At 46.1% G+C, this 21,137-nt stretch carries 17 protein-coding genes; 8 read left to right on the top strand and 9 right to left on the bottom strand.

The features are described 5' to 3' along the window. Positions 1 to 200 precede the first annotated feature (200 nt). Positions 201 to 677, top strand: coding sequence for a Dps family protein (locus ACFI32_RS12200; protein WP_462626869.1), 477 nt, complete (start codon positions 201 to 203; stop codon positions 675 to 677). Between the two features lie 99 nt (positions 678 to 776). Here the strand turns inward: ACFI32_RS12200 and ACFI32_RS12195 are convergent, their stop codons facing one another. The 3 genes from ACFI32_RS12195 to ACFI32_RS12185 form a co-directional block, all read right to left on the bottom strand. Then, positions 777 to 1,472, bottom strand: coding sequence for a DUF2057 domain-containing protein (locus ACFI32_RS12195; protein ID WP_462626868.1), 696 nt, complete (start codon positions 1,470 to 1,472; stop codon positions 777 to 779). A 139-nt stretch (positions 1,473 to 1,611) separates the two neighbouring features. Continuing rightward, entirely contained in the window at positions 1,612 to 2,415 is an 804-nt protein-coding gene (gene hda, locus ACFI32_RS12190; protein WP_462626867.1) for a DnaA regulatory inactivator Hda, read from the bottom strand. Between the two features lie 284 nt (positions 2,416 to 2,699). Then, a complete protein-coding gene (locus ACFI32_RS12185) occupies positions 2,700 to 3,800 on the bottom strand; it encodes an AI-2E family transporter (RefSeq protein ID WP_462626866.1) in 1,101 nt (366 codons plus the stop codon). Between the two features lie 244 nt (positions 3,801 to 4,044). On the opposite strand from ACFI32_RS12185, the gene purM reads away from it, so the two are divergent. Next, positions 4,045 to 5,094 carry a phosphoribosylformylglycinamidine cyclo-ligase gene (gene purM / locus ACFI32_RS12180; RefSeq protein ID WP_462626865.1) on the top strand — a complete coding sequence of 350 codons (1,050 nt, stop codon included), beginning with the start codon at positions 4,045 to 4,047 and terminating at the stop codon, positions 5,092 to 5,094. Further along, entirely contained in the window at positions 5,094 to 5,807 is a 714-nt protein-coding gene (gene purN, locus ACFI32_RS12175; protein WP_462626864.1) for a phosphoribosylglycinamide formyltransferase, read from the top strand. The genes purM and purN overlap by 1 nt, the downstream gene beginning before the upstream one ends. A gap of 141 nt (positions 5,808 to 5,948) precedes the next feature. Here purN and ACFI32_RS12170 read toward each other — a convergent pair whose 3' ends face one another. Next, positions 5,949 to 7,331, bottom strand: coding sequence for an NAD-dependent succinate-semialdehyde dehydrogenase (locus tag ACFI32_RS12170; RefSeq protein ID WP_462626863.1), 1,383 nt, complete (start codon positions 7,329 to 7,331; stop codon positions 5,949 to 5,951). 308 nt (positions 7,332 to 7,639) lie between these two features. Then, the gene (locus tag ACFI32_RS12165) at positions 7,640 to 8,629 is read right to left on the bottom strand and encodes a LysR family transcriptional regulator (protein WP_462626862.1); all 990 of its coding nucleotides are present in this window, start codon (positions 8,627 to 8,629) and stop codon (positions 7,640 to 7,642) included. A 667-nt stretch (positions 8,630 to 9,296) separates the two neighbouring features. On the opposite strand from ACFI32_RS12165, the gene ACFI32_RS12160 reads away from it, so the two are divergent. Further along, on the top strand, positions 9,297 to 10,880 hold the full coding sequence (locus tag ACFI32_RS12160) for an isocitrate lyase (protein WP_462626861.1): 1,584 nt from the start codon (positions 9,297 to 9,299) through the stop codon (positions 10,878 to 10,880). Positions 10,881 to 11,094: 214 nt separating this feature from the next. On the opposite strand, the gene ACFI32_RS12155 is transcribed toward ACFI32_RS12160, so the two are convergent. Beyond that, on the bottom strand, positions 11,095 to 12,210 hold the full coding sequence (locus ACFI32_RS12155; protein WP_462626860.1) for a DUF4349 domain-containing protein: 1,116 nt from the start codon (positions 12,208 to 12,210) through the stop codon (positions 11,095 to 11,097). Between the two features lie 440 nt (positions 12,211 to 12,650). Between ACFI32_RS12155 and ACFI32_RS12150 the strand changes: the two genes are divergently transcribed. Then, positions 12,651 to 14,159, top strand: coding sequence for a CYTH and CHAD domain-containing protein (locus tag ACFI32_RS12150; protein ID WP_462626859.1), 1,509 nt, complete (start codon positions 12,651 to 12,653; stop codon positions 14,157 to 14,159). 113 nt (positions 14,160 to 14,272) lie between these two features. Here ACFI32_RS12150 and ACFI32_RS12145 read toward each other — a convergent pair whose 3' ends face one another. Then, positions 14,273 to 14,893, bottom strand: coding sequence for a nitroreductase family protein (locus tag ACFI32_RS12145; protein ID WP_462626858.1), 621 nt, complete (start codon positions 14,891 to 14,893; stop codon positions 14,273 to 14,275). Positions 14,894 to 15,155: 262 nt separating this feature from the next. Beyond that, entirely contained in the window at positions 15,156 to 15,671 is a 516-nt protein-coding gene (locus ACFI32_RS12140; RefSeq protein ID WP_462626857.1) for a L,D-transpeptidase family protein, read from the bottom strand. A gap of 134 nt (positions 15,672 to 15,805) precedes the next feature. Here ACFI32_RS12140 and ACFI32_RS12135 point away from each other — a divergent pair, with 134 nt between their 5' ends. Beyond that, complete coding sequence (locus ACFI32_RS12135; protein WP_462626856.1) at positions 15,806 to 17,038, top strand: hypothetical protein; 1,233 nt, start codon at positions 15,806 to 15,808, stop codon at positions 17,036 to 17,038. Positions 17,039 to 17,162: 124 nt separating this feature from the next. Here ACFI32_RS12135 and ACFI32_RS12130 read toward each other — a convergent pair whose 3' ends face one another. Further along, positions 17,163 to 18,401: an argininosuccinate synthase gene (locus ACFI32_RS12130; RefSeq protein WP_462626855.1), complete on the bottom strand. Its 1,239-nt coding sequence runs from the start codon at positions 18,399 to 18,401 to the stop codon at positions 17,163 to 17,165. Positions 18,402 to 18,890: 489 nt separating this feature from the next. On the opposite strand from ACFI32_RS12130, the gene pyrC reads away from it, so the two are divergent. Both pyrC and rnt read left to right on the top strand, forming a co-directional pair. Further along, entirely contained in the window at positions 18,891 to 19,970 is a 1,080-nt protein-coding gene (pyrC, locus tag ACFI32_RS12125; protein WP_462626854.1) for a dihydroorotase, read from the top strand. 85 nt (positions 19,971 to 20,055) lie between these two features. Continuing rightward, the gene (rnt, locus tag ACFI32_RS12120) at positions 20,056 to 20,763 is read left to right on the top strand and encodes a ribonuclease T (RefSeq protein ID WP_462626853.1); all 708 of its coding nucleotides are present in this window, start codon (positions 20,056 to 20,058) and stop codon (positions 20,761 to 20,763) included. Positions 20,764 to 21,137: the final 374 nt, after the last annotated feature.

Genomic DNA, 21,137 nt, shown 5'->3' with positions numbered 1-21,137 from the left:
TTTGAGGTCTTTTTTGTCGGTTATGCAAGACAGTAGATCCGACATAAAAACGATGCAGCAAGCAATAGAAATACGCATGATTGTTTTATAAAACACAACATTATCTTTATTTATATAAATTTAACTTATTAACGATGTTTTGCTATGATAATAACCATCAAAGCAAACATCACAAAGACACCCATCAAAAGGATAATAAGATGAATACTGATACCAATCAAATCGGCCTAGAAAAAGCAGAAATGAGCCAAGTTATCGCCAAGTTGAATGGCCTATTATCAAGTTATCACATGTTCTATATCAATGTGCGCGGTTACCACTGGAATGTTAAAGGCGAGCACTTCTTTACTTTGCATCCCAAGTTTGAAGAACTCTATACAGCGCTACAGCTACAGATCGATGAGATTGCTGAGCGTATCTTGACCCTAGGTGGTACGCCATACCACGCTTATAGCGACTTTGCACAGCATACCAGCATCAAAGAAGACAAAAATATCCATGATGGCAAAATTTGCGTTCATGGCGTGGTAACGGGGCTACAAACCTTGATCGAAGAACAGCGCCAAGTTTCAGCCCTTGCTGCAGATAGCGATGACCAAGGGTCAGCCGATCTGGTCGATGCTTATGTACAAGAGCAAGAAAAATTGGTTTGGATGTACAACGCGTTTCTTGGCTAATAGCCCTAATATTATTTTTAAACATAAAAAAGCACCCATCATCGGGTGCTTTTTTTGTGCTTGATCTTTTATGGCCATCTATCTACATGTAATCGTGGCTTACTGCTGAACCCACTGACGGATTTTTGCGCGCTCAGCAGGCGTGGCTTGTAGCCATAATTGCATAAAGTTGTCTAACGTGCTGGTACTACTAGACTGCGCCACTGGTGCGGAATATGGCTGAACACGGGTTGTGGTTGATACCGCAGCATCATTACCAAGGGCAGCGATGGCTTGCTGGTTTTGCAGTTCGGCATTACCGCTACCACCAAATACGCCGCCTAAGGCTTTACCCAAGCCTGAAAAGATACCGCTGCCGCTGTTGGCCATCGCTTGCTGACTGGCAACAATAGTATTGCCTTGCTGTACTGCAAGCGTCGGCTGCTCGGCATACTCTTTTGCCGCATCATAATCTTCTGGCTGGTTGGGCATGGTCAAAAGATAAGTCTGATTGTCAGCCATCTCTGCCGCTACGCTGATATTGCTTGAACGCAAGTAGTCATGCTCGTCATGACCCAAGTCATAGAGACGGTCATATTTGGCCGTGATGACATGTTGACCTGGCTGCAAGGTGAAGCTTTTGGCATCTCGCTGGAACAGACTTGATTTGAGCTCTTGGCCATTGATGGCCGTCACTTTGATGTGATCATCAACCTGCAATGTCACTTCGGCGTGTGACAACATAGACACTGAGCCTGCACTCAGCAAAAATGCGCCGATACTCGCTTTTTTTAACCATAAGGATGATACTTTCATGAGATGTCCTATCAATAATAAGAAAAACAGAATCGCAATGTACAGATATGTGTCTTTGATCCGTTAAGGCAGTGTCCAGTAGCGCTTTATTCGTACATTGCCGCTACTGATGAGATGCCATAAAGCGAATGACTGGATATTAAAAGTCGAGTGGTATGGTGTGATTACCATCATCAGTGTCATTATTCTCGGCTTGGCGCTCACCAGTAATATCTGCAAGCTCAGCCGCTAGCGTCTGCTCGTCAATGGTTTTGATGGCGTCATTGATGACGGCTTTTGAGATATTGTTGCGACCAAGGTTTGAGAACATGGGCTGAATGTAGTTCAAAACGTCCATCATACCACCAATACGGTGCGGCCCTTCCTTGAGCAAGTGACTGATGATACGCTCATCAAACTGCCAGCCACGGCGGCGCAAAATCGACTCAATTAAGGCTTGGCGATCTGCCAAATCATGACCATTGGGTACTTTGAATGCTGGTGCTTGCGCCAGTCTGGTCAACAAATCTGTCAACGCAAACGGCAACTCATTAGCAGGTTTATTGGCGGCAAATAACAGCTGGCGCTGTCCTTCTCGGCTACGGTTGATCAGATGAAACAAGGCCTCTTGCCACTGGCTGCTACGCTCTAACACTTCTAAGTCATCAATCGCGATGACATCAAAATTCTCAAGTGATGACAGCACATTAACATCAGTATTTATTAACTCATCAAGCGACAGACAAATCGCTGACTTGTTCATCTCAATAAAAGACTCACAGATGGCTGACAGTAGATGCGACTTGCCCGTCGCGGGGCTACCAAACAGGTACAGCTGCCCGATCAATCCGACATGCAATTGCCGTACTGCATCAATAATTGACATCCAACCCGGACCGGCAAAGTCGCTCAGACTCGCATCGTGCTTGATATCCAGATTGAGACTTAGCTGTGCTTCTGCCATGAATCATCAACTCGTTTCGTAGCGCAGTAAATATGGTAACAAATATTGTTAGGGCTGGGTAAACCCATTGCCAAACCTGCTGGGGTCATCACCATGGGTGTGGCTATGATCTGGCGTGCTTGCCATTATACCCTATTTTGGTGCCAGTGATGCAGGCTAGGTGGCTAAGAACCACGTGCGCAGCACCGCGACTATATATAACATACTTGCAAAATGACTGACAAGTTTTTTCAGCGCTTAGACACAATCGCTCACACTTGCCAGCATACATCTGTGCTGATGCGTTATTTGAACAGATCCAATTGCCGACGATTATTATAAAGATCGGTGGTCAAATAATAGGCATACAGATGACGGAATAATACATTCAGTACGGCTGATACAGGCAGCGCAATAAGCATACCCACAAAGCCCAGTAAACTCGCGCCTGCCAAGACCGAAAATATTACCCACAGCGGTGACAAACCGATCTTGTCACCCAAGAGTAGCGGCTGTAGCACATAGCCCTCTGCAGCCTGCCCCACCAAAAATGCGCCCACGATTAAGGACAATTGAAACCAATCAAGCCCAAACTGAAACAGTCCTGCGATGATGGCAGCGATAAAGCCAAGACCAAAACCCAAATACGGCACAAAGCTGGCGATACCAGCGCCCATACCAATAATCAGTCCCAGTTCAAGACCGATCATCTGTAACTGCACCGCATAAATAACTCCTAGCAGCACCATCACTAGCAACTGGCCTTTGATAAATGCCATCAATGCTTGGTCGCATTCTTTAGCAATATTGATAACTTGCTTGCAGTATCCAGCAGGAATGGCAATGGCCCACATATGCAAGCGTCTGTCCCAATTGAACAAGAAATAAAAGGTCAAAATAGGCACCAATACGGTAAGACCTGCATTGTTAATAAAGGTCATACTAGAGGTCAACAACTGACTCATCATGGTACCCGCATCAGAAAAATTATAATTCGTCTGCATGTACTCGACCATCGTTTCCGAAAAGCCTTTAATCTCAAGCTCCGGCAGGGTCAATCGCGTATTACTGTTCACCCAGCTCCTAACCACTTCATCATACCACTCCAGCGCGCGCGGCAGATAAGCCCATGCCGACTGCATTTGATACCAAAGCGTGGGAATCAGCCACCATAGCAGTAAGGCCATACCAACACTGAGCGCCGCATAAACCACGACAATGGCAATCCAACGTCTGATATATTTTGAGAGCTTCTTGACCAGTGGATTTAACAAATAAGCCAGTACAAATGCAAAGACAAACGGCACAATAACAGGCGTCAATGTATAGAGTAAAAGTAGCGTCACGATAATGGCGGTAACGATGAATAAACGCCTAAAAAAAGGATCTATTTTGCGATGGGGCATGATAAGAAATCCTACAAACAAGCAAAGATGAGCAAAAATAACTGAGCGTTTTATTATCGCAGAGTGACTGAAAAAAGCAGTCATTTTTTGTGTCTTAGCCTTTTATTGTCCCGTTAAGCGAAATGTTGGCTGAATATGTACAAGTTGCTTTGCGAGTGCGGTCTGTTTTTGGGTATAATGCGCGCACTATCATCAGATTTTACGTCATTGACTGCAATGACCCACCCCCAACTGTGAGATGACCATGAGTGATAAGCCCTCTTTAAGCTACAAAGATGCCGGTGTTGATATTGATGCTGGCGACGCATTGGTACAGCGCATCAAGTCCGTGGCAAAAGCCACCACGCGCCCTGAAGTGGTCGGTGGACTGGGCGGTTTTGGCGCTTTATGCCGTATTCCTACTGGCTATACCTCACCATTATTGGTATCTGGTACCGATGGCGTTGGCACTAAGCTTAAATTGGCCCTACAGCTTAACCGTCATGAGACCATCGGTATTGACTTGGTCGCCATGTGTGTTAACGACTTATTGGTCTGCGGCGCTGAGCCACTGTTCTTCTTGGACTACTATGCAACGGGCAAGCTGGATGTGGACACTGCCGCGACCGTAGTCACGGGTATTGGTGACGGCTGCAAACTTGCCAACTGCGCGCTTATTGGCGGTGAGACTGCTGAGATGCCAGGTATGTATCAAGACGACGATTATGATTTGGCAGGATTCTGTGTGGGTGTGGTTGAAGAAGCAGAAGTCATCACTGGCGAAAACGTCAGCGAAGGTGATGCGCTTATCGCACTTGGTTCAAGCGGCGCACATTCAAACGGCTACTCGCTCGTTCGCAAAGTCATTGACGTGAGTGATGTGGATGTTACCAGCAGCGATGCCACACTAGACGGCATGCCCATTCAAGATGCCTTAATGGCGCCAACGCGTATTTATGTCAAAGCAATCAAAGCATTGCAAGATACGATTGGCAACCAAGCACTGCACGCCATGTCACACATCACTGGTGGCGGCTTAACAGACAACCTACCACGCGTCCTACCCGACCACTTGGCGGCCAGTATCGATACCAGCAGCTGGGAATTCTCAGAGCTGTTCACATGGTTGCAAAAAGAAGGCAACATCGCGCAAAGCGAAATGTATCGCACCTTTAACTGCGGTGTCGGCTTTGTCATTGTGGTACCACAAGACCAAGCTGAAGCGGCTGTTAACACCCTGACAGAAGCAGGCGAAAACGCATGGCAAATCGGTAACATGGTCAGCCGTGAGACAGACGCGGTGGTATATCGCTAATGGTAGATGCCAAACAGCCCCGTTTAGACAGCGACCGTAGTGGCTCAGCGCCATTACGCATTGCTGTGTTGGTCTCTGGTAGTGGTAGCAATCTGCAGGTATTGATTGATGCCATGCAAGCGCAAGCGTTACCCATTGAGATTGTCGGCGTTATCAGCAACCGTGATGACGCGTACGCCATCACCCGCGCCAAAAGCGCAGGCATTGACGTGGCCGTACTCTCGCACGTGGAGAGTGGCAAACGTATGGGCATCAAGACCTTTGAAAAACATGCTACCGCGCAGCTTGACGCGTGGCAGCCTGACTTAGTGGTACTCGCAGGCTTTATGCGGGTCTTAAGCGCAGACTTTATTGAGAACGTACCTGCGCCTATGATCAACTTGCATCCTTCCCTGCTTCCTGCTTACAAAGGCCTCGATACCCATCAGCGCAGTTTGCAATCGGGTGAGCGCCAACATGGCTGTAGTATCCATGTGGTCACCGCTGAGCTGGACGCAGGGCAAGTGCTGACCCAAGCACTACTTAACGTCAGCATTAAAGATACGGCCGAGAGCTTACAAAAACGGGTACAAACGCTTGAGCACAAACTCCTGCCGTGGACGATTTTGTTACTGGCTAAAGGCGTGCTTCCGCTATCTGCAAAGAGCCTACCATCTGCTGCTGCTCGTGACTGCTTACCTGCACTGCCGTTACAGTTATTTATCGACGCTTAATGATGACGTGACTTGATATCTAGCACGGTAGATCAGTGCCTTAATTGCCTTATCAAAATATAAACCATAAAAAACCCAGCTCTCAACAGAGGGCTGGGTTTTTGCTTAGAGCTTTGTAGTAAAAAGCTTATTAATTATGGCTTATTTTTGCTCAAATACATGTACGGCTTTGATATTAACAAACTCTTTTACACCAAATCCACCATGCTCGCGACCATAGCCTGAATTTTTTACGCCGCCAAATGGCAGTTCTGGATTGGCCAAACCGTAGCCGTTGATATAGACCATACCCGTGTCAAACTGCTCTTCTGCTAAACGTACCGCTTTGTCTTCATCTTTTGAGAAGATAGCACCACCAAGTCCATAACGGCTGTCATTGGCAATACGCATGGCATCATCTTGGTCTTTTGCACGAATCAGCGAGGCAACAGGGCCAAACAATTCATCATCATAGGCAGGCTGGCCTGCTTTAATGTTTTCTAAAATAGTCGCTGGATAAAAGCTGCCTTTACCTTCAGGAAGCTCACCACCTGTTGTGATGGTTGCGCCTTTTTCTACGCTCTTTTGTACTTGCTCATGCAGTTTTTCTTGCAAGTCTTTGCGTGCTAACGGGCCAAGGTCAGAGCTGTCATCCATTGGATCGCCAGATTTCTTGCTTTCAAATTTCTTAACCAAGCGCTCACGGAAGTCATCATACAAGCTATCGACAACGATAAAGCGTTTTGCAGCAACGCAGGTTTCGCCATTGTTATATAGACGTGCATGGGTACATACTTCTACGGCCAACTCAATATCAGCATCTTCTAAGACGATAAAGGCATCGTTTGATCCCAGCTCAAGTACAGTCTTTTTCATCACTTTAGCAGCTTGCTGGCCAACAATGCTACCTGCAGTGTCACTGCCTGTGAGTGTGATGCCGCGTACCTTATCATTCTCAATGACCTTTTCTGACTGGTCATGACTGATCAATAGAGTTCTGAACAATCCTTCTGGCAATTCTGATTCTTGGAAAATCTGCTCAACCAATAGGCCTGAACCCGTAACGTTTTCTGCGTGTTTTAGTAGCACACTGTTACCTGCCATTAAGTTGGCAATAGCATAGCGGAATACTTGATACGCTGGAAAGTTCCATGGCTGAATGCCATAAATGATACCGATAGGCTGATAAGTGACTAACCCCTTTTTCATTCCTTCGACTTCGCGCTTATCGTCAGCAAGGGCTGCGATACCGTTTTCGGCGGTAAAGTCACAAATGGCTTTACACAAATCCACTTCATCTAGGCTGTGCTGATAGAGCTTACCACGCTCTTCAGTCATCAATTTTGCCAGCTCTTCTTTGTGTGCCATCAAACGCTCACCAATGGTATTGATAACGCGCGCACGCTCTTCATGACTGGTGTCGCGCCATGCAAGGAACGCTTGCTGTGACGCGTCGATGATGGTGTTGACTTCATCGTTACTCATATGGTTATAAGTAGCAATGGTTTCGCCTGTTGCTGGGTTAATGGTGGTGATGTCCGCCATGATTGTTATCCTTTTTTATTGATGTGTTAATACTGATAGCCGCTACTTATATACTGCTTATTGTGTGTATAGGACTTATCAGTGGGTGAAAAAATGTTAAGTATTTATTTAATAAAGAAACATATTGTTTAATGTTACTTCTCATTAATTACCCAGTCATCATAACAGACAATCAAGATTTCACTTTTACAAGATATTGTGAAGTGTGTTGAAGATGTTAATAATGTTAATGACAGGCACAAAAAAACCAGCGCGAACGCTGGTTTGGTAAACCACTGATAAGACAAAGAAAGTACAGCATATCATCACTAAAATAAATGACTGATCACTGGGGCTTCTTGCGGCCCGCCTTCTTCTTCAGCCACTACTTGTCGAGCCACGTGCATAATCAGTTGCCTAAGCCAGCGGTGCGCAGGATGGTGCTGTAATAGTGGTGACCACGCCATGGTCAGCTCAAACTCAGGAATAAAAAACGGCGGATCTTGCATCACGATACTGTCATTGGTCGCCTGCATCCGAGCAACGCGCGTGGGTAAGGTCGCAATCAAGTCTTTATTAGCAGCAAGCATCGCAGGCATCTGATAGTGACGCGTAAAGACACTGATTTGACGTTTTTGACCAAGGCGCTGCAATGCCTGATCGATAGAACCTAGACCACCTGATTTTTCAGGATTGACGCCAAAGCCCACCCCCATCCCCGTTTTTGATACCCAAACGTGCTGACCTTTGAGGTAGCTTTTGAGATTAAAGCGATTGACATAAGGACTATCAGCGGATAATAAGCAACTAAACGTATCACGCCACACCAAAACTTGGTGAAAGCTTTGCGGTATTTCGTTAAAACGGTTAATTGCCAAATCAACCCGACCCTGCTCCATGTCACGATATGAGACGTCAGAGGGTGTCAAAAAATCCAAAATAACATTGGGCGCTTCAGAGCGCAGTGCTTTGACCAGTTTGGGCACCAGCGTGGCTTCAGCATAATCGGAGGTCATGATACGAAAGACGCGTGAGGTGCTATAAGGACGAAACTCGGTACGCGGCTCAAGTACTTGCGTCAGATCCGCCAGTATCTCACGAATACGTGGTTGTAGCTCAAGGGCACGCTCAGTGGGGGTCATGCCCTCTGAGGAGCGCACCAAGAGTGGATCATTAAACAACTTACGCAGACGCCGCAATATGTTGCTCATTGCTGGCTGCGTGATTCCCAGTTGCTCAGCAGCACGCGTGACATTTTTTTCCCGAAGCAATACATCTAAATGTACTAATAAATTTAAATCGACCCGCTGCAAGTTCATACCCAGTTCTCTTTATCTTAAAATAAACACCACGTGTACTTTGGTATTGTTGTGACTTTTTTGAATAAGCTGTCGTCAATGATACTACTAATTGCCTAGAAATCGTTCAATACTTTACATAATCATAGTCTCGAATCAACCTAAAACATTGTTTATATTACATTATAACTCAATTAAATACCCAAGATAACGGTCATAAACTAGATAAATCTAAGTTAGCTCGTTATAGTAAATGGCATGAGTGGATTGACACATCAATCCCAAACCTGAAACGATAAGGTGTCTGGCGCTGATTTTTAGCGTTACATTTATTTAATAAATATCCCAAACCGCAAGGCCCATTCTTAACAAAATTAAGTTAAGATTGAGAAGGATTGAGCCATCATACTGGGTGATAGTAACCCTAAGAGCATATATTTTTTAGTATATGACGGGCTATTGTAGCATTTCTTACGGTTCAGTAGGAGACTACGAGATAACGCCACCCGCTTTTGATGGTTTGGTCTTAGAATTTTTATGCTAGCTGCGGCATTGGACTTATAGGGCCCGTCAATGTTTAGTTATGAACCAAAAGTCAGTACATAACAGTTGCGACTACCCTGCACAAAATTTCAGTCTCATAAGCGTTATTTGTTCATTTTTGAATATCACACCAAGGAGAGTTTAAATGTCAACTTATACATCAGCAATCGATTTAGTACGTGAACTAAAGCAAAAACATGGCAATTGGCAAAACATTAGCGAAACCGATGCTGCACGTATGATGGTACAAAACCGCTTCAAAACGGGTCTAGATATTGCAAAACATACTGCTAAAATCATGCGTCAAGACATGGAAGATTACGATAACGACACGTCTCAGTACACACAGTCTCTAGGCGCTTGGCATGGTTTTATTGCTCAGCAAACCATGTATGCTAAGAAAAAATACTTCGGTACAACCTCTAAAACTTACATCTACCTATCTGGCTGGATGGTCGCGGCTTTGCGCTCTGAGTTTGGTCCCCTACCTGACCAATCTATGCATGAAAAAACCGCAGTGCCTAAACTGATCGAAGAAATCTATACCTTCTTGCGTCAAGCCGATGCAAAAGTATTGAACGACTACTTCCGTGAGCTTAATGCTGCTGAAGAAGCTGGTCAAGACACCACAGAAATTCAAGACAAAATCGACAACTTTGAGTCACATGTTGTGCCAATCATCGCGGATATCGATGCAGGTTTCGGTAACGAAGAAGCCACGTATCTATTGACCAAGCAAATGATCGAAGCAGGTGCTTGTGCCATTCAGGTTGAAAACCAAGTATCTGATGTCAAACAGTGTGGTCACCAAGCAGGTAAAGTAACCGTTCCTCACGAAGACTTTATCTCTAAAATCAATGCCATCCGTTATGCATTCTTAGAGCTTGGTGTTGAAGACGGTGTGATCGTTGCTCGTACCGATTCTGAAGGCGCATCACTCACGCAAAAAATCCCAGTATCACAAGAAAAAGGCGACTTGGCTTCTAAATATATCGACTTCCTTGACGTTGAAGAAGTTGAAATCGATGATGCTCAAGAAAACGACATACTGCTCAAACGTGATAGCAAGTTGGTACGCCCAGTACGCTTAGCAAACGGTCTGTACAAATTCCGTGAAGACACCAATATCGACCGCGTGGTTCTTGACTGTGTGACGGCCCTTGAAAACGGTGCTGATCTGTTATGGATCGAAACCCCGACGCCAGACGTAGAACACATCAAAATGATGGTTGATCGCATCAAAGAAGAACAACCAAAAGCGAAGCTTGTGTACAACAACAGCCCATCATTCAACTGGACGCTCAACTTCCGTAAGCAAGTCATCGCACAGTGGGAAGAAGAAGGTCAGGACGTTTCTAAGTACAACAAAGACGACTTGATGAGTGCTGATTATGACGGTACTGAGCTTGATAAAGCGGCAGATGTTGCAGCGAAAAACTTCCAACGTGATGCGTCACGTGAAGCTGGCGTCTTCCATCACTTAATCACGCTACCAACTTACCACACGACCGCACTTAGCGTTCATGAACTTGCTAAAGGCTACTTCGGTGAAGAAGGTATGCTTGCTTATGCCGCTGGTGTACAGCGTAAAGAAATCCGTGAAGGCATCTCTTGTGTGAAACACCAAGCAATGGCAGGCTCTGACCTTGGTGATGACCACAAAGAAATCTTCTCAGGTGACAACGCGCTAAAAGCGGGCGGCGGTAAGAACACGATGAACCAGTTCTAATCAAATTGCATCTTTGATTAAGCTTGCTGTTGTCAGCTGATAAAACAGCAGTAAATATCAAGTCGCATTATACGGATTGATCAACACAAAAAAGCCGCCTTAAACCATAAGGCGGCTTTTTTATGTCTGCTCACTGCTGAGTACACTATAAAAGTGATCCCCTTTAAGCGAGCGCATTTATTATGAGATATTTTTAATGCAAATGTTTTAGGGTTTAATCAGAGCGCTTATCGTCCGTAATATCAATTTTGTCATCCTTGCTTATGTGATCATTTGCCTGACTGCTCTGGGTATCTGACACATCATTACTTTCTTGATTGTCACCCATTAGATCACTTCGTATGTTTTCGACACGAGGATCGCCTTTAAAAAGCTTTTGGTAAATGGCTTTTATGATTCTATAAATCAAGTAAAGCACCGCGCCAACCACCACCAGCCACCACAACTGAATCAGACCCAGCGCCATCGCTCTGAGTATCTCCCAGCCATCTTTAAATGCTTTGGTAACTTGGGTATTAAAGCTTGGCTGCTCAGCATCTATCAGCACATCTAGGTTTTGCGTGGTTTCTTTATAGCTGACATCTGGTTGCATAAAGCTCAGATTGATGGTGCTGTATTTGACTCTATCGGCAATATCCATTTTCTCAAGCTGTGCCAACTCTTTTTGGCGACGCGCGGCATAAGTGGCATTAATCGCATCGACATTACTGCTCTGGTCTTTATCGTTTTTACTATTGAGACGTTCTTGGCTGAGCTCATCTGCCATATCGCTGTTCAGCTGACTGACTAACTGCTCACGATAAAGATCCAACGTGACATCTTGAGCGGTGAACTCCTGATCATTCAAAAAAGCCACTTGCTGCTGCACTTGTTCCAAGAATTTATTGACGTTAACGCGGGGAACGCGAACCGTTATTTCAGCTTGGCGATTATAGGTGGTAATGGTGATATTTTTATCACCTCGAATAAAGGTTTTCTCGTTACGTGGATCGTTGTTAATACGACTGAGCGCTACATAGCCACCTTGCTGCCATGTCAGCTTCTCAATAGCAGCACTGCTCTTGACCACATCTTCGACGGTAAAGTTTGCACTGGCATTAATCAGCAGTTTTTTGCCAGTAACATCAAGATCCAACCCCTGAATACCAAGCGTCTGGGCACCATCACTCCCAAGACTTTCGACTTCTAATAGCTCATCATCTTCGACCACGTTGCTAGTAAGATCTTCATAGGCAGTGGCCTCAGCACTTTGCTCAGCCTCGTTATAGCTTACCTCCTCTGTGGCACTATCTGCACCATACTCCTGAGTTTGTTGGCTACAGCCACTCATAAGTAATGTGGATCCGAGCATTACCGATGCCACAGATAAGGACACACGATTGAAGGGCGATGATGTTTTGGCACTGCTCCTCACGAAATCGCATTGCTCATCAAGATGATGCTTTTTTAGAAAATGACTTATCAATACCATAAGGATTTCGCTTATATCAGATATACTTTTGTTCAATATTTTTGTTGATTATAACAATAACAAGAGAAAAATGTATTTTTTATAAAAAAACAGACAGACAGTGCTATGAGATAAGACTTGTTATTAAACAATCGCATTCGTACGATAGGATTGATTTACTTAAAAAAGACAAAGCAGCCAAGTGCAAACTAAGTACAAAGGGATATGTCATACTGAAAGCGAAGGAATCACTGTCACTCTTGTATAATAGATTGACCACAGTGATCACTTAACATTTATTACCATCATTGGGAGCCATCATGCAAGAAATCGAACTGAAGTTTTTGATCCCAAAATCACGCCTTAAAGGGTTGATGCGTCAGGTTAAGGTTAAAGCTGCCGAAACCACGCAGATGTCCGCGCATTATTATGATACGCCACAGCAGCAGTTGGCTGCCAAAGGTATTGGTCTGCGTCTGCGCAAAGAAGGCGATACATGGGTACAAACCATGAAAGCAGCTGGCGATGGACTGGCCGCGCGCTTGGAGCACAACGCTGTACTTGATAGCGACGCGGTCACATCGATGCTAGAGACAGACGCGCTGATGCCTGATCTGAGTCTGTATAAAGGCGAGGATATTGATACTGCGCTAACCGACTTTAAGCGCAAAAAGCTGGCCAAAAAGCTCACACGCCAATACATCACCGATATCGAGCGTACGACCCGTGTACTCAGTGATGGTGATAATCAGATCGAGGTAGCCTACGATCATGGCGAGATTATCCACGGTACGGACGAGACGCAGCGCGTGACCATAGAAGAGATTGAATTTGAGCTGCTATCGGGTGATGTCGACTTTTTATTTACAGTGGCAAAAACTTGGTGCAAGCGCTATAAGCTGTGCTTGTCTACCGTCACTAAAGCTGAGCGCGGTGGCTTGCTGACCAATAATGCCGAGCACAGCTCAGCCGTATCAGCAGACTTAAAAGCGTTGACGATCAATAATGATGACTGTCAGCCTGCCTTTATTCGAGCGCTGGTACATAATTGCTTGCTGCATATTTTGCCTAACAGTAGCGCGATCGCTGCAGGTAGTGAAGCGCAAGAGCACGTGCAGCAGCTATCGGCTGGTCTACGCCGTTTAAGCGCTGTACTTAGTAGCTGTGCGGATTTTTCAAAGCAAATCAACCCTGAATGGCTGCCTATCGTACGCCAAACAGCCTCTTTGCTCAATACTTATGATCAACTACAAATGGTGATCACTGATATCGAGCCACAGCTGACGACATTGGGAGCGCCGCCGGTCAGCTGGAATAAGACGCTGAATGACGCTAAAATCACTCCCATGAATGCCGTACAAGCCAATGACTTTCAACTGACGTTGCTCGAATTGATCGCTTTTGTGATGAGTGAGGACGACACCGATGGCTCAGCGGCCAAAGTCGCGGGCGATAAGTTGCCAAAAATCTTGTCTAAAAAGTATGACAAATTCGTTACTGCCAGCACTATTGATAGCGATGCGGTCGTGATCACAGATCTACAGCAGTTACAGCGCCACCTTGTAGAAATGCATTATTTAAGTGAGTTTGTCGCCCCGTTGTATAGTAAGAAAAAAAGCAAACGCTGGCTAAAGTGCCTTAAAAAAGCCCAAAAGCGGTTAACGCAGTATATAGATGCGCTCCTACATCAGCAGCTGTATGCAGACAAAGCGCATGACGATGCCAGCGCGTTGTATGGTGCGGGCTGGTTACAGGCCACACTGGCACACAAACAGCAACGCTGCGACGCGCAGTTATCTACACTCTTAGACGACAAGGTATTTTGGTGATACTAACAGCAGCATCCAACGTACGCTGACAAATTATGGCCATAAAAAAAGACAGCGTTAAAGCACTGTCTTTTTTATCGTCATCTACCACATTGCCAATGTTGCCAATGTTTTTATGCGTCTAAACCAAAGACGCGCATACGCTTGTCTAACGGTTCAAATTCTTTGTCACCAGCAGGTGCTTCGATGCTGCCAAATGGCATTTGTGCGATCAGCTGCCAGCTGTCTGGAATGTCAAAAGCAGCCGCCACGTCTTCATCGATGAGTGGGTTGTAGTGCTGCAAGTTGGCACCAATATCTAGCGCCGCAAGCTCTGTCCACATGGCATACTGATGCATGGCTGATGTCTGCTCTGACCACACTGGAAATTTGTCCGCATACAGTTCAAACTGTTCTTGCAGTGACTTGACCACATTCTGATCTTCATAATATAAGACTGTACCTGCGGCAGCACGAAAGCCATCAATTTTTTGTTTGGTGCTTGAGAAGTCACCATCACCAACCTCAATGCGTAGTTTCTCTTCAGCGATGTCCCATACTTTTTTGTGTTCATCACCGAACAACACCACCAGACGTGAAGACTGTGAGTTGAATGATGATGGCGTATGCAATAAGACACGCTCAGCGATATTAACCACCGCTTGCGGCTCGGTCGGTAGCTCTCTGCCCAAAACATAAATAGAACGGCGATCGATAAAGGCTTGTTGTAGGTTGGCTAGACTCTCGTTACTCATGATAAATATGCTCTCTGTTATTATTAGTGTGTATCAAAAAAATGGGTACAGCTCAATGTTTCGGCAACTACTATAGCATTTAACTTAATAGCTGTTAACCATTGTTAATCTTAATTTACAAACAATCTGTCTAAATACCACGCGCCAAGGGACATTAGGCATGGGACATTGGGCAAGGTACAACCAGCATGTTAATCACGATAGCAATCTCTGGTACCATGACTTGCCCGCATTCATGGTTGCGGTACTATTTAGCCATTCGCTATTCAGCGACAATAGTGACTGGTGTGCCTGCCGTCACTTGCTCAAACAGCTCAATAATGTCCTCGTTACGCATCCGTACACAACCATGAGAGTATGGCAGGCCCATTGGCTCGGTATCAGGTGTGCCATGAATATAAATATAACGCTGATAGGTATCGCAGCCGCCTTGTGCGTTACCGCCTTTATTGTACCCGTCCTCAGTACCTGCCAGCCATAATATACGACTGAGTATCCAGTCGCGGCTGGGGTTGTCAGTACCCAGCTGCGTACTGTAGCACTCCCCTGTTGGCACCCGTCCAACAAACACACTGTTTATCGGTTGATCATCACCGATTTTTTGCGCGATGATGTGTGCACCTAGTGGGGTACAGCCGCTGTCTTGTTGATTGCCGATACCGTTTTTACCAGTAGAGATGGTGTAACGCCTCACCTCATGATCGTTTTGAGACAGTACGAGGGTTTGGGTAGCAATGTTGATGTATATTTTGGGATGATGTTGCAGATTGTCTGTCATATTATTATCTATCCGATGAGTCATACTGAGTAAATACCGCACGTCTAAATTGACAAAAAATTCTAATGTCAGGGGATTGTATCAGGGCTGCGCGCACCGTAATATAGAGGCACACTCTTTGATGCTAGCAAATTATGACGTATATTTCACCGACACGCGTGTCGATGTATGATTTCTTATATCAAGATACCCAGCCGACGGTATCGTTACTTGCTGACCTCACCCAGCTGTCATTGCCCCAGACGCGTCTGGCCATTAGTGCCAGTCTACAGGCGATTGTGAGTGCGCTACTTGCCTACCAGCAGCGTTATCAAGGTCTAACCGTCAGAAAAAAGCTATTTGGACGCACAGCGGTCAAAGAGCTGCGCCAGTATAACTCTATGAACTTTGTGACCATTACTGCCGCTGCTTATCATCGTCATGAGGTGGCCAATGCCGTCTTTTGTGACAGCACCCGCATCATTCGTGCCAGCGACCGTATTGCTATGCAGCTGCAAGCCAGTCGCACGCAGATACAAACCTTACTCACTACGCTATGTGTCGTAGTACTGCGTGAGCTTGCGATTTTGGCCGACTATAGCCGCTTAGATGACAATGAGCTGGACAAGTGGTTTGCACTGCAGCCGCAATTTTTATCAAGCAAACGTACCAGTTTGTATGATGAAAATATCTTCGAGACGCAGTCTCTAGAGGATGAGCCTACAGATATGTCTGGCACGCTACAGGCAGACAGTGCCATTGAGGTCAATGCCGCTGCGCATGCCATCATGCCACCAGATTTTGATCCTTATTGGTACGAGCTGACCGACTTTATTCCTGCCAGCAGCGCCGTAACTGAAGATATGCAGCAGGCCACCTCCAACTACCTCAAAGCCATCGGTCGCTCACCAGACAATGTACGTGCCAGTGGCCACAACGACATGCTTATTTTTTCAAAAATGCCCAATATCATCGTGCCGCATCAACGCTGGTTACTGCAGTTGGCAAAAGTCTCTGACATCTATCTCAGTCGCGATCGGCTGCGCATAACCTCAGAGCCGACTTCGCCGCCCGCGCCACCGCTGGTCAGTTTGGCGCTACTCAGTGGCTTGAACGCCAATCCTACCAATGCCGAGGAAACAACAACCTCTCATTTTGATACATCCACGCCGTTATGGAAAAACCCTGTTATTTTTGTCGTGATTATTGTTATTGGTACGCTGGGCGCATTAGCAACCTTAAAATATCATATGCGCCAATCCGATAGCGCTTTATCGGCTACCGCTGTGGTAGCACGGCAAAACCTTATCAAGTCACAGATGCAGCAAGACGGCAACGTGGATGCAGACGCTGAAGTCAGCGCTCATACCGAGAGCGCCACACACTAATATCAAATGTACAATTGATAGATTAACAGTTGATCCTTCTTTGTCATCACCCATAAAAAAACAGAGATACGGGATCTCTGTTTTTTGTCAGTGCATCAGATAGCGCCTTAGCGCCTGTTCAGACTTATTTAGACAAGTCACGACCACGGCTGGCTTCAATCGCCAAACGCAGACCGTTTAGGCGGATAAAGCCTTCGGCGTCTTTTTGATCATACGCGCCTGCATCATCTTCAAAGGTGGCGATTTTTTCATCAAACAATGAATCGTCAGATTTACGGCCAACAACGCTCACTGCGCCTTTATAGAGCTTCACACGTACCGTACCGTTAACATACTCTTGTGATTTGTCGATCAAGGCTTGTAGCATTTCACGCTCAGGGCTGAACCAGTAGCCATTGTAGATAATCTTGGCATAGCGTGGCATCAGCTCATCTTTTAGATGCGCCGCTTCACGGTCAAGGGTCAATGACTCAATACCACGGTGCGCTTTTAGCATAATGGTGCCCGCTGGCGTCTCATAGCAGCCGCGTGACTTCATGCCCACATAACGGTTTTCGACGATATCTAGGCGACCAATACCATGCTTGCCACCCAGCTCGTTGAGCTTAATCATAACTTCAAATGGCTTGAGTTGCTCGCCATCGATCGCGACAAGATCGCCTTGTTTGTATTCTAGTTCCAGATATTGCGGCTCATCTGGGGCGTCTTCTGGGCTGACAGACCAACGCCACATCTCTTCTTCAGCTTCGGCGTACGGGTCTTCGAGCATGCCGCCTTCATAAGAGATGTGTAGTAAGTTGGCATCCATAGAGTAAGGTGATTTTTTCTTACTGCTGGCAAAATCGATTGGAATGTCATGCTCTGCCGCATAGTTCATGAGGCTTTCACGGCTTGATAGATCCCATTCACGCCAAGGGGCGATAGTTTTGACATCTGGTGCCAATGCGATGGCGCCAAGCTCAAAACGTACCTGATCGTTACCTTTACCAGTAGCGCCGTGGCTGATGGCATCTGCGCCATGCTCTTTGGCGATCTCAACCAAACGCTTAGAGATGAGTGGACGGGCGATTGAGGTGCCGAGTAAGTACTCGCCTTCATAAATGGCATTGGCACGGAACATGGGATACACATAATCACGGGCAAACTCTTCGCGCAAGTCTTCGATATGAATGTGTTGGACACCCATTGCTTCAGCTTTGGCGCGTGCAGGCTCGACTTCTTCACCTTGACCGATATCGGCAGTAAAAGTAATCACTTCGGCATCATAGGTCTCTTGTAACCATCGCACGATAATTGAGGTGTCCAGACCGCCCGAATAGGCCAAAACGATTTTATTAATATTTTTTGGATCAAGTTGAGCCATGAATAACTCCTAATGTAGAACTGTATTTATGAAAAGTAATACTGCTCACTGCTGCGGCAATAGATAGAATGCCTGCCCAGTGTACATCATATTGACAATGGGCAAAAGTGCCACAGCCGCCCCTTTATCGCTATTTGGCTTTATTTGCCACAGCTGTCCCTGCCGCCAACATTTTGTGCCGTTATATTTAGCCGCGCGGGTAAACCTGTTATCATAACGCTGCATGTTTGCGCGGTAAAATAAGTGTGTCATTATTCATATTTTGTACCTCATGTGTGGTAACCATGAGCGTGCGGTATGATAAATTACGATCACTATTTTTTGGGCGCTGCACCCATATATCGTCGGTTTGAGATAAAATCGATACATCAAGATTAAAGCGATTATTCCGCATTGTTTTTATTTGGATTCAACTGTACAAGCCAGACATAATCATCCACTGTAACCAATCACTGTCTCCTTCTTTTTTCACTACTGATATAGAGCGCCATGACTTCTACTACTGATCTACCTCAGACCATCACCATCACTCAGCCTGACGACTGGCACATTCACTTGCGCAATGGGGCGGCTTTGGCCACCACAGTACCGCACGCAGCGGACAGCTTTAACCGCGTGATTTGTATGCCCAATCTGGTACCACCTGTCAAAAACACGGATGATGCCCGTGCTTATCGCGCGCGTATTTTGCAGCACTTGCAAGACAGCACGCTCAGCGATACACGCAAAGCGGCATTTGATCCGCGTATGACCCTCTACATGACCAACAATACCAGCGTTCAAGATATTGAGCTGGCGGCTGCGTCTGGTATCGTTCAAGCAGTCAAACTCTATCCAGCAGGTGCCACCACCAACTCGGCTGATGGTGTTACCGATATTTTAGCTTGCGCGGACGTGTTCGCGGCTATGGAAAAGTACAATTTGCCACTCCTGCTGCATGGCGAAGTGACTCATGACCATGTGGATATTTTTGATCGCGAAAAGCGCTTTTTGGATGAGGTACTGAGCAAAATTATCAGTAACTTTCCAACGCTAAAAATCGTCATGGAACACATTACCACCAGTGAGGCTGCAGACTTTGTACTGGCACAGGGCAGCCAAGTTGCCGCCACCATCACTCCGCAGCACTTGATGTTCAACCGCAATCACCTATTGCTTGGCGGTATCCGACCCCATTTTTATTGCCTGCCTATCCTCAAGCGTCAATCACACCAGCAAGCACTATTAAAAGTAGCCACCAGCGGCAATCCTAAATTTTTCTTAGGTACCGATTCAGCGCCGCACGCCACAGATAAAAAAGAAGCCGCTTGTGGCTGCGCAGGTTGTTATAGCGCCCATACGGCACTGCCCCTGTACGCCACTGCTTTTGATAGTATTGGTAAAATCGATAAGCTAGAAGGCTTTGCCAGCCATTTTGGGGCACAGTTTTATGGCTTACCTGTCAATACGAGCAGCATCACCTTGGTGAAGACACCCATGCAAGTGCCCAGCCATTATCCGTATTTCGATGGTCAATCGCTCACCCCGCTCATGGCTGGTGATACTTTACCATGGTCACTCAAAGCCTAACGCGGCTAAACACAATCAGCCGCCTATCGACGACCCAACCAAAGCAACACCAATAGCAAGCCAAATAAAAGTGACTTTACTTGATATGACCACTCAAAACAGTACGACCGAAACAGACAACACCGATGACGCTCCAATGGGCCTAAAAGAGCGCTTTCGCAAGTTTATGCCCGTCATCGTTGATGTCGAAACCGCAGGCTTTAATGCCCAGACCGACGCCTTACTTGAGATTGCATGTATTCCAATCTTGCTCAACGACGATGGTGTGTTCTACGCAGGCGACGCGCTTAGCGCCCATATTGAGCCTTTTGAGGGAGCCAACCTTGAGCCCAGAGCGCTGGCCTTTACCGGCATTGATCCCAGCAACCCCATGCGTAAAGCCATTGCCGAAGACGAAAAAGAAGCTATGCGCCGTATTTTTAAAGGTTTAAAAGAAGTGCGCCGCAGTACCGAATGTCGCCAATGCGTATTGGTCGGCCATAACGCGCATTTTGACTTGGCCTTTTTGAATGCGGCTGTCGAACGCACCAATAGCAAAAACCACAACCCGTTTCATCAGTTTTCTGTCTTTGATACCGTTACGTTGTCGGCGCTGGCCTTTGGTCAAACCGTCCTTGCGCGCGCCTGCAAAGCAGCGGGGCTTGAGTTTGATGGCAGTAACGCCCATTCCGCCCTTTACGACACGCAAAAAACCGCCGAACTGTTTTGCCATATTCTAAATAGTTACCCTATGTTACCGAATGCTTTACATACTGAGCAAACAAAGGTAGAGTTAATAGACGACAATGAATAAACAATAGCGCGTAAATGTGAAGTTTGACTCACAAATCATTGACTCAGGAACAGTGCGTTCAAACTTCTCATCTCAATTTTGTTATCAACAAGGATATGATTGACATAATGCGGTGCCAACAGCGAATAATGCCTTGTCTGTATACCCCATCGTCAGATGCTCAGTCTACTGACCGATTGGTTGGTCTACCACTAACTTATAGGCACGCATGACATGACACAGTGATATTTTGTAGATGATCTAAGTTGCTCACGCCTTATAGATAGCGCGCTATCGTAGGCACCATAGGAGGGACTTTGCCATGCAACCACATCACATATTATGGTCAACCATCATCGGTTACATCATGCTCGCCCTGACCATCAGTGCCGTGA

Source organism: Psychrobacter sp. PSi21, from assembly GCF_054960615.1.
This window is presented reverse-complemented; position numbering and strand designations above follow the sequence as displayed.